Source organism: Paraburkholderia sp. Clong3, from assembly GCF_050436485.1.
GTDB lineage: Bacteria > Pseudomonadota > Gammaproteobacteria > Burkholderiales > Burkholderiaceae > Paraburkholderia > Paraburkholderia tuberum.
The window spans coordinates 778,538-794,948 of record NZ_JBNDMH010000001.1 but is presented as its reverse complement, the minus strand read 5'-3'; the positions used below and the strand labels follow the sequence as shown (position 1 = coordinate 794,948).

Here is a 16,411-nt window from a genome sequence, read left to right as displayed (position 1 = left end):
TCGTAGTCGCCATCCTTGGCCGATCTCAGGACCGTCCATGTCCAACATCCCAACGCACAGTGATGGATTTACCGCGACCGCCGGTTACGAGGCCATGTGCAGCGTCATCGACCGGCGCATCGCTCAGTTCGCCACAGCAATTCACGACGAATTGCATCGCCCGGTGCCGGACACGCAGCGCATCGAATTGCTCGAATTGCAGCAGGCCGAACTGCGGTGCCCGCTCGACGCAACCGGCCCGAATGACAGGCGAGCCATCGAGAGGCACGTCGCACATTTCGGAAGTACGGTGTCGCACATCAGAAGACGCACCGCCGCGTGAATCCCCGATCCATAGCGGCCCGCTCTCGCGCCCAATCACTCACTTCAGAGCGGCCGTCGACTCTTTTTCCGCATGATCTTCGGCGGCTTGTGCGGTGGCAGTTGCAACGCCAAGAATCGTGCTGGCGAGTTCGTCAACACATGAATCGGCATAGATCATGAGACGCTGCTTCACCCACTCGCCAGAGTTGGCAATCAATCTGTCGTGACTCGGCGCATCATCTAAGTATTCCGGAATACGCTTGCAGACTGCTTCCGCTAGTACGCTCCTGGAATGCGTGTCGATCAGGCGCAACCTCACGACATACATGAGCCGGTAACTATCCCAGTGCGTCGGAAAGTAGACGTAAGACCAGTACGTTGTCTGGCTGTCCAGCACCAGATCACTCTCCGGATATCGAGCCACAATCGCATCGATTGCGTTGCTATCAAGTGGCGCGGCATCAATCGATCTGAGCGTGATGCCATGCTGAGATGCGATACGCTGTGCAACCTGGTTACCAATGTGCGCTGCGGGGTCGTGAATCTCACTCTCCGTAACAAATCGCTTGCCTTCGGCAATCATCAACGCTGCGCCGATCATGCCAAACATGGCTTTTCCTGGCGTCGTGGCAGCAAACGTCGGCCGCTGATATTCGTCTACGACGAGCGTCGTGCCACGAAGTGCCTCACCTTGCTCAGGAGCGAGAGCCTTGGGTTGAATTGAGGCACAGCCTACGAGGGCACAGCTAAAAAGAGCAATTCCAATACGGGTGTAAATTTTCATTTATTGTTTCTTCTACTACGCCAACGAATGTATTTTTCTTTGCTTACGGCGTCGCGCGATGCGACGCCCGTAAACGCTACTGGATCGAGGTCATCGCGACGCTCATCCCCCTCAAGCTTGCAAAGCGAATTTGGCGACGCCCTTCATAATTCTTCATGCCTTAGCAACGCAAAGCTCCCTGCCATGAGAGTGATGCTGTTTCGCAAATCTGCCGAACGCAGCGTGTCATTCACATATAGCAAGATCGCATGGTCTGGAAATGAGAGTTCTGCAGGTTCATCATCGAACGGATCTAGATTCCTTTTTAAGACGAAGTGTTCGCCCGTGACTTTCCCAGAACGCAAGTAACCCCCTCCCTGATAGGAGCTGTCATGGGCTTCAAATTGAATGCCTATCGCGGCTTCCAGAAGGGCTTTCGCTTCGTCTATGTCAGCCGATAAAGACCCGTACAGATCATAGATCGTCATATTGCTATTTCGCCGTATTAGGTAGAACGATACTCGGCGCCCTCTGAATAGCTGGAGACGGCGCGTTGTAAATCATAAAATTGACATCTCTGCCAGCCTGCTGGCTCATCTGGTTTGCTAAGTCTCTCAAGCCTAGCAACTGCAAATCTCTTGCCGAAAGTGGTCCAGTGCGGGTTCCGCCTGAACGTAAGCCGATACCCATCACGTCGGCACGATTTAACTATGAGGGGCTCGCAAGTCCGATATCGAAATCGCTTACCCGGCCAACATCGAAGAATTGCCCCGTCCTGAAGCTCTTACCGGTTACAGCACTTCCCTGAAGTATCGGTTCGGCGTCAGCGTAACCCGCTCTACTAAGGCCAATACGTATGTCATTGCCAAACTGCGAGAAAGTCTCCGCATTCGCAAAGCCATGCGGGATTGATTCACTTCGCCTTACGCCCGCCAACGACGCACTACGGACCCCGCCCGGTGCCCACAACGCATCCAGCAGCCCCGCTGCCTCGGCCACTGCCACCGAGTAGCGTGTGTCTTGTGTGGCCAGCATCGCCGCGCTTGCCATCAGCCCGCCGATCGGCTGTTGTTGCTGGGAGTCCATGAATCGCAGGAAGGCCGCGTCGTCGCTCGCCCGTGGTGCAGCACTGCCATAAAGTGGCACCAGCCTCGGCGTGTTTGGATCGTTCAGGAAGGTGTCCTGCCGCGCCTGGATCTCGGCATCCTTCCCGGCAGGATCTGCCCGTTCATGTCATCGATGGCCTGCTGGTTACGCCACGCAGTGGTGTCCGTTTTCCCAACCGACGATTCTAGCCGCACAGATGCCCCTCCACGCCATCTCCTTATTCGTCTTCGTCCCGCCTCGCCTCGCCTTTCCGTGGATGCAGATCGCCGATGCACTGCTCGAACAGGTGGGCTTCCTCCCCGGCCAGCGTGTCATGCTCAGCGTTGACCACAGGTTCGGCGAGATCACCATTTCTCTCGATCGCAACTACACCATCGCGGGCAAGCAAATGACCGAGCAGGAGATCAGGCGGCGCAACCCGTTCATCACGGATTGATCAACTCATCATACGACCAACCCAATCACCGCCAGACGAACCAAGGGCCGCCTTCGCCGCCCTTGGTTTCTCTTCCTCTGCCGAAACGATCTGCTAGCTGTAGGTTATGACTATGGCTTTTTCACACCAAGCCATTTGCAGAATGTTGCATACACGAAATCGTACGCTTCCTCCGTCGTATCAAGCACGGCAAGCTCAACCGGCTTGTCACGCTCCACGTAGTAAACTTTCCACTTCTCATCCTCGCCGACGACGCAAACGCAATCGCTGTGCCGAATGCCGTCCAGTGAATAGCTGTTGGTATGAACGCCGATTGCGGCGAGATTCGACTCCAGTTGGTCTCGTGTCATTTCGGAATCACCTTTAAATATCCATTATCCAAATACCATTGAACAGAGTTGGGTAGTTGAAACTGTGTCCCCATACCCGGCTGCCCAAACCATGGCAAGATTCTCGCTTGTGTTACCCCAGGAAGCCGTTGCGTAACCTCATATTGGAAGTACGGTTTCGTGGCTTCATATGAAGAAGGCAACGCACGTTCAGCAAACGACGCTCCAAGTGGGGAAACATAGTTACCGCCAGGAAATCCATAACGATCAAGCTGCATTCCAACATCCAGCGTCACATTCGAAACAGGAGAATAGCCACCGCTATTTGGCGGCCAAATACCAAGGGTTCCTTGAAGCTGACCTTCAGCCTTGCTGAATTGGCTGAAGTTTGAACCAGCACGTGCAGCCTGACTCTCCGCAATGTTCGCCAGGACCGTTTCACGAATCGCATTTGAGCTACTACTGATGGAAACTGATCGAGCAACCTGGCCAGGCAATACTGCGTCAAGCAACTGCATTCCCTTCATGGCGAGTTGCTCAGGAATCTGCCCGATCATGCTCAAAGCAAATCCCGCAGCATTGCCTGAGCGCGCCGCAAAGGTATCTTCGGCCTGGAAATACGGAATCTGCGGCGTCTTGCCAGCCGAAGCTCCCGGAGGGAACACGCCCAGCGCCTCCAGTCCAGCCACGCCCGCGTGACCCGCTGCCAAGCCGCCGTTTACAAACTGGATCGGCGTGTTGGCCAGTCCCTTCACGAAATTGACGCTATCCGATGCAGCCTGCTTCGCTGCATGCTCCCACGCGAGCAGCGTGTTTTCCGGATTGCCGCCGGCATCGGCCAGCATGATCGCCCGCTGCCGGCCCTGCAATCCCATCGATGGGCCAAACAGCGTCGACGATGCGCTATATGACGATGCGCTGTTATCAACCAGCCCACCATACACACCGAACAGTGCAGCGTTACTGCTGTACGGCGCTTCTGGCGCCACGAACCCACTGCCGACACCACCCAACCCACCCGGCAAGAGTTGGGCGTTCATGTTCTCGATGGCCTGCTTCGTGTAGTCCGTTTTCCCAACCGACGCCGCCTGCACCTGGTCTACTACGAGGCTGCCAATGGTGCTGGCGATGGCATCCATCGTGATCGCCCCAACATTGCGCCCAAGGCTCCCACCACGCACGATTGTACTAGCAGCCCCTGCAGCTATTCCCGCACCCATGCCCGTTACAAACCTGCCTGGATCCGAGCCCATGTTAAAGCCCACGTTGCTGCCGCCGACATTAATCGTCCGTGCCGCCTGGAAGCCGACTCCAGATGCCACAGCGGACGCTGCCATGCCCTTCCAGTCAAACCCGCGCTGAGCACCAACAGCGAGCGCCATACCCTGAGTCGCGGCTGAACGCACCGCCCCCTGAGCAGCCGCGGTCCAGAAGCTGGTGGCAGGGGCCGCCGCCGCCCCGATACCAGCTGACACAGCTCCAATTGCCATCCCCTTCCAGTCAAATCCATGCTGCTCGCCTGCGGCGATCATGACGCCCTGCGTCGCGGCCGCTCCCGCGGCGCCAATCAGCATTGCGCCAACAATGCTGCCCGTACCCATCGACACGACCGATACCGCGACCGCGATGACTACCGCGAAAATCTGGGCCACCCCACCACATCCCCCATCCTTCCCCGGCGGAGGCGGCGGATCCGGCAAGGTCGGCTGCGTATTGCCGATCGCCTTGCCCGGGTCATACGGCTTGAACGTCGTCGCCGTATTGTGCACGTTCGTGACCTGGTTGGGCACCGTCAGCATCTGCCCGGCCTTCAGCACGTCATCGCCCTTCAGCCCGTTCGCGTCCGCCAGGATGTACCACAGCGTCGCATCCCCCCACAGCGACGACGCGATCGACTGCAGCGTGTCCCCATCGCGCACCGTCCAGGTACCCGGGCTCACGCCCGGATACACCCCGTTGATCGCCATGAAGTTCTCGTCGAAGTCCGCGCTGCCCACCGGCGTGAACACCTTGTACTGACTCTCGCTGCCCTTCGCGAGCTTGCCCGCGAGTTCCTGCACGTAGTCGACCGTCTCGACCCCGTCGTTGCCCTGGTTGCCCACCCGGTTGCCGTTCAGGTAGTAGTAGTTGTGTTTCCTGTCTCCCGTCGCGCCCCGGATCGTGCCGTCATCCGCCACCGTCACGCCCACCAGTTCGTCGCGCCGCTGCACCTGGCCGCGCAGATCGGTGTAGTACGTGAACGCGCGTGCGCTGCCCGCCTGGCCGCCACCATCGTCGTAGGTGGCCTTCAGGTTGCCGTTGACGTCGTAGTTGAAATAGCTCGATGCCGGTCTCCAGCCCGGCGCGTCCGGGTTGCTCCCCTGCGCCAGGATCTGGCTCTGTTTCGCGCTGTCCCACCATTCGTACGAATAGGTGGATGTCATGGTCGCGCCGCTGCCATTGTCGGGCCGCGTGGCGACCTGCCCGAGCGTGCCGTCGGCCATGCGCGTATAGGTCGTCGTCGTACCTTCGATGTTGTCATGCTCGGACATTAACTGGCTGTCGGCGTCCCAGTCGCGCGTCACCGCCGTCACGATCTGACCGCTGCTCCTGTCCCGTTCGATGATCTCCGTGACGCGCCCCAGCAGATCATTGGTGCGCTGCCGGATCACCATGCCGTCGACCGTCTGCGTCGCCAGCAAGCCGTTCGCGTCGTACGTGTAGTACTCCGTGCGTCCATCCTTGGCATAGACCACCATCGTCCGCTCGCCGGCCGCGTTATAGCCAAGCTGCACGCCGTCGCCGCCCGCCGCGCCCGCCACGATATGCACACCGGTGTCGTCCGGATCGGTGGCGCGCGCGCCCGACAGCGATCCCATCGACACCGTGAAGCGGTTCAACGCGTCGTACTCGTACCAGTACTCCTGCTCCGTCGCGTGATAACCCACCATGTCCGTGTAGGTCGCCATCATCCGGCGGCGATTGCCGAGCGCGTCGTACTCGTAACCGACCTGGTAGCTGTTGTCACGGATCGCCACGACGCGATTCAGTGCGTCGTATTCGACCCGCGACTGCGCGAACACGTACGAGTTGCCGAAGTCCGTGAAAAATTCCGCCGTACGGTTGCCGTCGCCGTCGTATTCGTAGAGCGACTGGGTCTGCGTGCCGTAATCCATGATCGAGCGCACCAGACCGTGCGAGTAATAGCTGTATTCGACATGCTGGCCACTCGTGCCTTCCTGTTTTGTCAGCAGACCGGCCCAGTTGTACGTGTACTGGAACACGTGGCCACCAAGATCGGTATGTTTCGTCACCCGGCCGAACAGATCCACCTCGTCGACCATCGAGCGGCCGTTCGCATCGATCGTCGTCTTTACCCATCCACCGCTCGCGACCGAGCCGATCGAGCTGATCGTGCTCGCCCAGCGGTAGTCGTACTGCACCGTGCGGCCCGCCGCGCTGACGGTCTTCACGATACGACCGTCGGCGTCGTAGTAGATGCGTTCGCGTCCGCCCAACGCGTCCGTGTGGGCAATGCGGTTACCCGCACTGTCGTACTCATAGCGGTCGATGCTGCGCTGCCCGTTGGCTAACACCGGCCGGGCGATCTCGATCAGCTGGTTGGCCCTGTCGTACGTGTAATCGGTGCGTCGTCCCAGCTCGTCGGTCGACACGCGCAGATTTCCCACGGCGTCATACGAGAAGTTCTTGCTGAACCCCATCGCATCCCACGACTGCGCCACCGCCGGCTGCGCGAGACCATAGTTCCACTGCTGGGTGCTCAGGTGGCCGTTGGCGTCCCTCAGTCCCACGAGGTTACCGGTCAGATCGTAGTAGTACGTGGTGAGCGGAGCCATCTCTATCTGCGCCCCGTTCTCCAGCGTGACCATGACAGTCGGCTCGCGTTTGAGCGTGAGAGAACCCATCGTGTTATACGACGAGTAGGTCCAGTTGCCGCGCCCGTCCCTCTCCGCCGACACCTCACCGAACGCGTCGTGCTGCTGCAGACGATCGATCGTCATGTCCTTCGCGAGTTCCTCGATCACACCGACGATGTCGACATTGGTGACGGGGTTGTTACGCGTGCCGGTGAGGAAGTAGCTCTGGCGCTCCATCAGCACGTTGCCCGCGGCGTCCATTGCGAGGTAGCGATACTCGTACTCGACATTCGTCGGCAGATCGCCCGCGTCGAACAGAAAGCGGCCGGCAGCGTCGCGAGTGAGGATCGCCGTTTTGAACGGCCGATCATAGTCGCCATCCTGCTTTGTCGATTCGCGGTAGTACAGCGTGATCGTATCGACGTTCGTGAGCGGCGCGCCGCTGCTGTCCGTCGGCGAAAACTGGAAAATCGACGGCAGTGCGCTGCCCGTCAGCGTCACGCCCGAATCCGTGTTGACGCCGATCCTGATGTCGCCCTGACCCATCGAGAGCGGCCGGCCCGCCGTGTCGTAAGCGGTGAATTTGATTGCGTAATCCGTGTCCGGCAGCAAGCCCGACTGCGTCGTGTCCCACTGGAAGGCGTTGCCCATGCGGTACAACGTCTGGTACTGCGTCAAGCCGTTCTGCTCCCACGAAACGATCACGTGGTCTGTGTCCGCGGGCTGCGTATGAAAAACGACCGTCGACTTCAGATCAGCGAGATAGCCAAACGACGACAGCGACGGTGACTGCCCATTGCCCGGCAGATTGACCAAGCCACGCAGTGCATCGATCTGTGTCCCAGCCGCGTCGAACAGGTCAAGCGATATGTCGTACTTCCCCGCACCAAGCGCGGCCATGTCTATCGGGAACGCGCCGGTGGCCGGATCGCGCCAGACCGGATAATCCAGCGCCCAACCTGGATTGTTGGGGTCGCGCAGATGGACGACGATGTGATCGGCCAGCTGCAACTCCGTGCTTTCCAGCGAGTAGATGTTCAGTACCTGCGGTGCCGACCAGATATAGCTGCCCGATGCGTCAACCGTGAAGCCCGGGCGGGAGCTTGGGACATGCGCCGGGAGGTCGGTCTGAAAAATGGTCGAATTGTCGCTGCGGGAAAGGTGGACTGCAAAGCTGTCGCGTCGGAGCAGCGTCCCCACTGGACCGTAGCCACCGTCGCTGACCGCCATGAAGATCATTTCGTAGTCGTCGTCGGGCAAACCGCTGATGTCGGCACTAAACGAATTTGCCAGACTGGCGGTGCTATTGCCGAGAGTCTGAAAGGGCTGATCTGTTCCGGCAGGTCGGTAATACAACATCCCATACGAACCGTCGGGCAATGTGCCACGCGCGACCGAAATAACGTTGGTCACAGACATGTCGCCCAACACCGTATCCGTATTGAGCGCATCCGGTTTTCCGTTCGACAGTCCGTTATCCGAACCATACAGATGGGCCGAATTGCCTATAGAGCCCAAGCTGCGCGGTGCCCCTCCATTAAGCGGGATCAACGTCAGATCGACCGTATAGGCGAAATCTACGTTGGTAATGCTGCCGAACTCCGACCAATTGACCGGTACGGTAATTTGCGTTCCATTGATCGAACTGGTGACCACCGGCGAGTCCGTCGAGTCCTGAGACGTGCCGAGGTGCTCAAGGCCTCCGTTGTTCGTATTGGCGCCAGTCCACTGCGTGATCGTTGCCGTGCTGTGGACGACCGCCTGGATCTGATACGCGCCGTAGATTCCGCTGAGGTCTGGAAGATTGATCGAAAGCGATGAAACTGTGGCTCGACCGCCAATACTGCCGTCAATGTAGGGCGTGAAACTCCACTGGCCGGAAACGGATACCGCGACGCTCCCGCCTCCTGCAGAAATTCCTGCGTCTCCGTCGACGAGACTTAACGTCGGCCCGGTCACCTTCCGCGCTGACGAATCGATCCACCCCGAGATGCTCAATTCAGTATTCGCGAACACCCCACCATCGATCGGAATATCGACCGGGCTAAAGCTGATGGTCGGTATCCCGCCCGACGTCTTCGGCTGCCGAATCTGAATCACCTGATTCCGCTCGTCATAGCGCGTGTAAGTCTGCATCATGTCGACGCTCTGCAGCAGCGCGACGAGATCGTCCCCGGTCGTGATCACGCGATAGCGCAGATCGCTCTCCATCGACTCGACCTTCAGCGTCGCATTGCCATTGCGGTCATACATGAACAGATGCGACACCCCGTCATCAAAGTTCGTGCGCACCACCCGGCCGGCGTTGTCATAGTCCGCATATTCCTGCCATTCACCGTTCGCGCCGCCGCCCCCCGTACGCCGTCCGGTCACTTCGCCATACGCGTTGTAGCGCTGCTCGATCAGTGCACCAGTTGACACCCGTGCACCCGTCGCTGCGTCACTCGTTTGGGTGACGCGCGAAATTTCGCGGTTTTCCGCGTCATAGGTGATTGTGGTGGAGTCGAGCCGCTGGTTCCCGTCCACATCGCTGCGTAGATAGAAGACGCTCGTGACATTGCCCACGGCGTCATACCGAAAATTCGTCGCCACACCCAGCGCGTTGACTTTCGAATGAAGTCGACCACCCGCGTCGTAGAGGTACGTGGTCACCTGGTCCGACTCACCCTTGCGGGTTTCCCTGACGACATTGTTCAGGCCGTCGTAGTCGTATATCGTGGTGACGCGCACCTGCCGGTTCTGATAGTCGGCGAACTGCGGCAGCATCTCGCCCGTCAGACGTCCGAGCGCGTCGTAGGTGAAGTCGTACTGGCTGCCGTTCGCGTCGACCTTGCGCAGCAGGTGCCCCTCTCCGTCGTATGAATAGTTCGACGTGGCGTCACCGGTCGACTGCACGAGCTTGCCGTTGGCGTCGACCTTCGCGAACTCAACGCCGACGCGCGACTCGCTCAGCAACCGGCCGTTGTTGTCCCAGGTGTAGTTGGTGATGCGATCGTCGGGGCTGCGGGGCCACGAACTGACGATGGTATTGACGGAGGCGCTCGCCGAAACCGGGTCCGGGAACGGCAGTGCAAACCGCGTTTCCTGCGTGACGTTGCCTTGCGCATTCACCGTGTACGCGATGCCGAATCCCTTCGCGTCGATTTCGAGCGTCTTCTGTCCGGCCTTGTTATAGAAGTAGGTTGTGCGATTGCCGGCCGGATCGACGGTCGCGGTAACCTGGCCGCAACCATCGTATTCCCACGTCGTCACCAGCTCGCTGCCAGACGTGATGAAGTATTCGCCCCGCGCGTCGTCACCCGCGCTCGGATCGAAATAGCCTGTCGCTACATTCTGCACGCGGGACTGAGTGAGCCGGTTATCCGCGTCGTAGACGTATCGCGTTTCGCGCACGTTGGCCGCATCGGCAGGCACAGGCGGTTGCGAGCCAGGTTGCGCCACGATCGGATCCGCGTAGACCTTCGTCGCGATGACATTGCCCACCGCATCGCACGCCCATAGCGTGAGCGTGCCGGTCGGGCTGACCTGCGCAGTCTTCCGGCCCGCTACGTCGTAGTACAACGTGGTGGTATGTCCATTCGCGTCGGTAATCGATGTGAGATTGCCTTGCGCGTCATAGACCCGTGTCTCGGTCGTGCTCGCAGGAAAGCCAGCCTGGTACACCGACACGCCGGTCAGCGTGATCTGCCGGTCGAGCAGGTCATACCCATAGCGCGTAACACGCTCCTCTTTGAGCCCCTGCGCTTCGATCGTCGCGATGCGATTGCCGCGCGCATCGTATTCGAACGTGTTGACAACCGCCTTGCCACCCGAAGTAACCGGTAGTGTTTCCGACAGCATCAGTCCACGGCGATCATACGTATAAGAAAACTGCCCGCCGACCTTGTTCGTATAGCCGGTGCGGTTGCCGAATGCGTCGTACGCGTAGATTTCGCCGTAGCCCTCGGCGTCGGTCGACCTCACCACGTGGCCGAGCCGGTCGTACTCCATGCGGGTGACCGCCTTCGTGTCCTGCGTCACCTTGACCGCATCGCCAAACGCGTCGTATTCGGTCAGCACGATGCTCGCCGTCGGCGAGACGACCTGCACCGCGCGGTTCAGCACGTCGTAGGAGATCTGGCTGATGATGTTCCTGTTCTGGTCGGCCGCCGTCACCCTATTGCCGAAAGCGTCATAGGTGTTACTGGTTATATAGCCGAGCGCATCGACCGTAACCAGTAGATCACCCCTCGCGTTGTAGATATAGCGCATGCGATACGCCGCCTGCAGATTGCTCCGCTGGCTGGGGCTGAGCGCTGCTGCCTCGAGCGCCTCGCCATTCGCGTCGACATAGCCACGCGCCTTGCGCTCGGCAAGTGCCCAGGCGGTGTCCCGCTCGGAAAGCTCCACCCCGCGAGGGTCGGTCTCAGCAGTCACACGTCCCATCCCGTCATACGTGTAACGTGATGTCGCAGCGACTGACGTACCGTACGCGCGGGTCTGTTCGATCATGCGCCCAGCTGCGTCGAATACCGCGTGCGTGACGCTCTGTTCGGGCAGACCATCGGCGACGCTCGTGTTCACCGCGCGTCCAAGCGCGTCAAGTTCATAGCGCGTGACGACGCCTGCCGCATTCGTCGTGCTCGTCAGACGTCCGGCGCTGTCATAGTCGTATCCCGTCGCGGCCGTCGAAGCCGGAATGATTTGCGGCAGAAGAGCGGCAGCCTGTTTCTGGCTGGCGCCGCGCGCCGCTTCGTATCTGTCCGCGTAGCGGATGGTCGTCAGCAGATGGCCCGCTGGATCGTAACGTTGCTCCGTGACGTAGCCTTCGGCATCGATCACATAGACCGGCCGGGTGGCGGTGTCATAAATCCACGTAGTGGCGCGATCCCCGGACGGCTTCGCGACGCCAGGTGACGCGAGCCAGAGCTCCAGCGCCGAGGCGTCTGGAATGCCGGCCTCCGCATACGGCGTCTGGTACTGCGTGCGTTCGAGGAGATTGCCGCCGGCGTCGTAACGGTTGGATGTGACGAAGCCGAGCGCATCGATACTGGCTGCCACCCGGTTTGCCACGTCATAAACCATGCGCGTCGTGCGATCGCTCGCATGCGCCTGAGCCGATTGGGCGCTCAGCGCTGTGGCAACGGCGTCGACGGTGAGGGCACCCGCTATATTGACGGGGCTTGCATACGTGATCGTGCTGATCACATTGCCGTTGGCGTCGTAGACGTTCTCGGCAACGTAGTTCAGCGCGTTCACCACGTAGCGCAAGCGGCCGTCTGCGTCATACACGTATTGCGTGGTCTGGTCGAGCAGCGGCTGAAGCGTTTGACTTCCCGTGATGTACGCGTCGGTCAGATTGTCCGGCGAACCGTCCAGAGGGAAGGCAAACGCCGTTCGCGCGACGACACGCCCTGCGGCGTCGTACACGCTCCTGACGAGCGCGCCGGTCGGTCCGACCGACCATATTTGCCGCCCCTCCTCATCGTAAACGTAGCGCGTGACGCCACCCGCCGCATCGGTCACGGACACGACAACGCCATTGGCGTCGTATGCGTAGCCCGTTGTGAGTCTGAGTCCTGCCGGGTCGACGACCGTACTGGTCAACCGCCCCGCCGTGTCGTATACGTTCTGCGTGACACGCGGGTTGCTGCTGCCCGCACCTTCGGTCACGGTGAGGACGTTGCCAACACCATCGTAAGCAAACGTCGTCAACAGGTTCAGTCCACCTACGTCGGCCGTCACGGAAACCGTGTGTCCGGCTGCGTCATAACGGGTCTCAGTCACGACGCCAGACGGGTCCGTCACGCGGGTCGCCTGACCCTTGCCGTCGTATTCGTAGCGGGTCGTGAGATTCAGGCCGCTCGGGTCGACTGTGCAGCTCAGCACGCGGCCCGTCGCGTCGTAGCTATACGTGGTGTGAACACCGCGCGCGTCAACCGTATCGATCAGATGGCCTGCGTGATCGTAGTTTTGCGTGGTCGTCGCACCGGTTGCATCGGTCGTGGTGACCAGGTTGCCGTCACGGTCGTACGTGTAGCCTGTCGTGTTGCCGCGCCCGTCGGTCAGCGTTACGATCTGGCCGGCGTCGTTGTACGTCAATGTGGTCCTGATGCCCTCGGCGGTCGTCACTGTCACCGCGCGGTCGAACTCCGAGTATGACCATGTCGTCGTGCTGCCCGTCGCGTCGGTGCGGGTGAGCATGTTGCGGAACGCGTCGTACGTCATGTGCATACGCGCGCCAGTGCCGTCGGTCACCACCACCACATTGCCGTTGCGATCGTAGTCCTGGCGGCGCAGCACACCGTTGGCATCGATCGATTCGATCACACGCCCAAACGCGTCGTAGATTGCCTGAGTGATCAGGTTGAGGCCGCCCGCGTCGGACGTATGGCGGATCGCCTGACCGAGCCGGTCGTAGTCGATCGTGTCTCGCACCTGAACATTGGAGGCAATGTCACGAACGGTGGAAATCTGCTCGCCAAACGTGTTGTAGGTATAGCGTGTGCTCAGACCTAACGCATCGGTACGCTGGACGAGGCGGCCGGCGGCGCTGTAAGTGAAAGCGGTGCGCGTGACGTCACTATCATCGCCCAGCACCGCGAGTGTGCTTCTGAGCGGGTCGGGCAGGAGACCGCCTACCAGACTGGCCAGCGTGTCCGCTGCAACGCGCGTCGCGTAGACCAGCGTCTCCGTCACGTCACCGAATGCGTCATACTGGTACTCGACGACTTCGCCGATCGGATTGACAACGTGGGTGAGGTGGCCCGCCACGTCGTAGTAGTAGTACGTGGTGTTGCCGTTCGCGTCCGTCATGGAGGTGCGCAGGCCCGCCGCGTCGTACGTGTAGCTCACCCCCCACGATTGCCATACGGCATCGATCTGTGCAAGCGTTGCGTTCGCGCCAAGCGCTGCGAGCGCCGTGCTGCCTTCGCCGCCCAGCTGCGCAATCAGCCGTCCCTGCAGATCGTAGCGGTAGGTCGTCGTGCGCCCAGCGGTCGTCTCGCTGGCCACGCGGCCCTCGTCGTCCCAGGTCCAGCTAGTGGAGACATTGCCGCCCATACCGTCCTGCGAATACGTAGTGCGGCCCGTGAGCCGTCCCATTGCGTCGTAGGTGTAGTAGGTGAACTCCATCTGCCCGGGACGACTTGTCCACGCGAGCATGGCGTCGGCCCGCAGCACATAGCGCAGGCTTTGCTGCGAGGGGTTACCGCCTACCGGCGTGCTCAGCTCGTCAGCCTTGCTCAGCCAGGATGCGCCAAAGGTTGCGGACCCTATCGAGAGGCCGCTGTCCGCCGGATAGCGGAACTCGATCGTATGATGCGCAAGCGGCACTACGTTCGGTACGTCAAGCGTACCGGTGGCGAAGCCTCCGAATGGTAAGTCGAACGTGAGCGCTCCCGCCTGCACGCCATCGATCCAGATTTCAACACTGCCGCTTGAACCCAGCGTCCCGGTCACGTTAATCGTGACCGGGATCTGCTGTGGCGCCTGCATCGAGCCGAGATCGACTTGCTGGCCGCGCACGCGCTGTGTGACGTTGCCCCACGCATCGTAGCTATAGTGCGTCACGTAACCTTCGGCATCGACTTCTGCACACAACAGGCCGCGCGAGTCATAGAAGTAGCTCAGGTGAGCGTCTGCGTCGCTGCTACCGGGAATCAGCTGCGCAAACATGCCCTGACTGCGCAACGAGGCGTCCGTTGCCGCGGCATAACGAACCGTTTCAACACGCTCCCCTGCGCCGTTGTACCGGTATTCGGTCAGGAAACCTTCCGGGTCAAGTTCCCCGCGCAACAAACCATCCTGATCGTAGAAGTAGCGCGTGACGCGATCGTTGGCCGGATCGGCATCTGGTAAGACCTGTGTCGGCGCCACGCTGGTGTCGACCCGGTTCGCAAAGACCGTCTTCACCACGGGACGTCCGCTGCCGTCGTACTGAACCTGGGTGACGGTTCCGTCCGCGTCAACGGTATGGTCGATGAAGTTGTTGAGATAAAAAGCCCATACCGTCCGGTCGTCCACCGATGCAGGCGGGCGCAGCTTCGAGGAGTCGAGCGTCAGCAATGCCCCCGATTTCAGCCTTTCGGCGGGTGTCCCGTCGACGTTGGTCAACGAGGCGAGTTGCGCGGCCGTAAGCCTGGTTGCATAGGTGAGCGTGCGCAGCGGCCTCGCGAATGTGGTGTCGTAGACATACTCCGTCAATGTTCCATCAGGGGCGATCTGTGCGACACACTGGCCACGCCCGTTGTACAGGTAGTGCGTATTCAGTCCATTGGCATCGGTCGTCATCTGCAACCGGCCGTTGGTGTCGTAGTAGTTCCTGATCTGCGACTGCACTTTGCCCTGCACCGAATCGACCACGGCGACCAGTTCCCCCGCGGCGTTATACGTAGAGGTACGCGTCAGCCCGTTGCTGAAGGTGACTGAAACCGTGTGGTGCGCATCGTCGTACTGATACAGCGTCGTGACGCCGTCGAACTGAATCGCGCAGAGGAGGCGGCCGAGCCCGTCATACGTGAAAGTTTCAGCCTTCTCGTTGCCCGGACTGCCCGCAAAACGCTGTAGGAGACGACCGGCAGCATCATAGACGTACCGTGTCTGGATGATTGCTCCCGTCACATCGCCTGTGCCGTCGGCCAGCAGCTTCTCATAGCGCGTGACCGTTGCGAGGTTCCCACGGTAGTCATACGTCGAATCGATACGGATCGCCTCGCTGGGATTCACAAGGCCCGCCGCCCATGCATTCAACGTCGCCTCCGACACTGCATCGGTGTTGCTCAAGGCGCTGACGTCGAATGCCCCCGATGTGTACTGGATCTCGCTGACCTTCTGGCCCGCCGCGTTGTACCTGAACTCCGTGACGCGGCCCGCCGCACTCACCACGTATCGCAGATGCCCGGCTGCGTCATAGACATAGCGCGTCGTCAGGTACTGGTTCGCGTAACCATTGGCAAAATTGCTGGTCTTGTCAAAGACCGTCTCGGTCAACAGTTCATTGTTCGACCCGTACGTACGGGTAACGTCGGCTGAGCTGTCCGATTGGCTGATCAGATTGCCCGCGGCATCGTAAATAAAGTAGATCGGTTTGCCCTTACCATCATTCAGAATCCGCAGGTCGCTGTCGCCGTTGACGTTATACGTAAAGTTCAGGTTTACCCACTGTCCGTCCAGAGACGAAGTCGACCGGATGCTGGTCAACCTGCCGGCATCGTCATACGTCAAGACCTTCCTGTAGCCAAGCGGATCGGTCACCGTCGTCTGCCTGTTCGCGGTGTCATAGCTAAGCGTGGTGATCCGAAACACCCCGTCGTCGGCCTTTTCGCCAATCGTCGCCACCCGGTACTCGCCGTTCACCTGAAGATAGGTGAACATCACCTGGGATCCATCCGACTGGGTGATCGAGGCGATCCGGCTGCTCGTGCCGTCGTACGTATAGGTCGTCGTATAGACGTGAGCGTCGGCGATGCTGTTGTCTTCCGGACTCAGGTCGACTGTCACCCGCGACAGTCGGCCCTGTGTGTCGTACGCGTAACGGATCGTGGTCGACGTGACCAGACTGTTGCCCATCCCCCGGTAGACCGAGCGCAGATCCGTCAGTTGACCGGCCCCCGGCGTCATAGTAGTTGTCGCCTCT

Annotated in this window: 6 protein-coding genes; 2 read left to right on the top strand and 4 right to left on the bottom strand. The window is 60.3% G+C overall.

The features are described from left to right. The first annotated feature begins 37 nt into the window (after positions 1-37). On the top strand, positions 38-322 hold the full coding sequence (locus OKW30_RS03765) for a hypothetical protein (RefSeq protein WP_429346010.1): 285 nt from the start codon (positions 38-40) through the stop codon (positions 320-322). Between the two features lie 39 nt (positions 323-361). Here the strand turns inward: OKW30_RS03765 and OKW30_RS03760 are convergent, their stop codons facing one another. Together OKW30_RS03760 and OKW30_RS03755 are read right to left on the bottom strand one after the other, a co-directional pair. Continuing rightward, positions 362-1,087: a hypothetical protein gene (locus tag OKW30_RS03760; RefSeq protein WP_429346009.1), complete on the bottom strand. Its 726-nt coding sequence runs from the start codon at positions 1,085-1,087 to the stop codon at positions 362-364. A 143-nt stretch (positions 1,088-1,230) separates the two neighbouring features. Then, positions 1,231-1,554, bottom strand: a complete 324-nt coding sequence (locus tag OKW30_RS03755; RefSeq protein WP_429346008.1) for a hypothetical protein — start codon at positions 1,552-1,554, stop codon at positions 1,231-1,233. A gap of 815 nt (positions 1,555-2,369) precedes the next feature. Here OKW30_RS03755 and OKW30_RS03750 point away from each other — a divergent pair. Beyond that, entirely contained in the window at positions 2,370-2,609 is a 240-nt protein-coding gene (locus OKW30_RS03750) for a hypothetical protein (protein WP_429346007.1), read from the top strand. A 110-nt stretch (positions 2,610-2,719) separates the two neighbouring features. Here OKW30_RS03750 and OKW30_RS03745 read toward each other — a convergent pair whose 3' ends face one another. Both OKW30_RS03745 and OKW30_RS03740 read right to left on the bottom strand, forming a co-directional pair. After that, positions 2,720-2,959 (bottom strand): hypothetical protein, encoded by a 240-nt coding sequence (locus OKW30_RS03745; RefSeq protein ID WP_429346006.1) that lies wholly within the window; start codon positions 2,957-2,959, stop codon positions 2,720-2,722. Next, positions 2,956-16,395 (bottom strand): glycohydrolase toxin TNT-related protein, encoded by a 13,440-nt coding sequence (locus tag OKW30_RS03740; protein WP_429346005.1) that lies wholly within the window; start codon positions 16,393-16,395, stop codon positions 2,956-2,958. Before OKW30_RS03740 ends, OKW30_RS03745 begins: the two co-directional genes overlap by 4 nt. Positions 16,396-16,411 lie beyond the last annotated feature (16 nt).

What these genes read in the sequence shown, in the direction of transcription:
- OKW30_RS03760 (WP_429346009.1), bottom strand. Translation starts at nt 1,087, where the DNA reads ATGAAAATTTACACCCGTATTGGAATTGCTCTTTTTAGCTGTGCCCTC.
- OKW30_RS03765 (WP_429346010.1), top strand. Translation starts at nt 38, where the DNA reads ATGTCCAACATCCCAACGCACAGTGATGGATTTACCGCGACCGCCGGT.
- OKW30_RS03750 (WP_429346007.1), top strand. Translation starts at nt 2,370, where the DNA reads ATGCCCCTCCACGCCATCTCCTTATTCGTCTTCGTCCCGCCTCGCCTC.
- OKW30_RS03745 (WP_429346006.1), bottom strand. Translation starts at nt 2,959, where the DNA reads ATGACACGAGACCAACTGGAGTCGAATCTCGCCGCAATCGGCGTTCAT.
- OKW30_RS03755 (WP_429346008.1), bottom strand. Translation starts at nt 1,554, where the DNA reads ATGACGATCTATGATCTGTACGGGTCTTTATCGGCTGACATAGACGAA.
- OKW30_RS03740 (WP_429346005.1), bottom strand. Translation starts at nt 16,395, where the DNA reads ATGACGCCGGGGGCCGGTCAACTGACGGATCTGCGCTCGGTCTACCGG.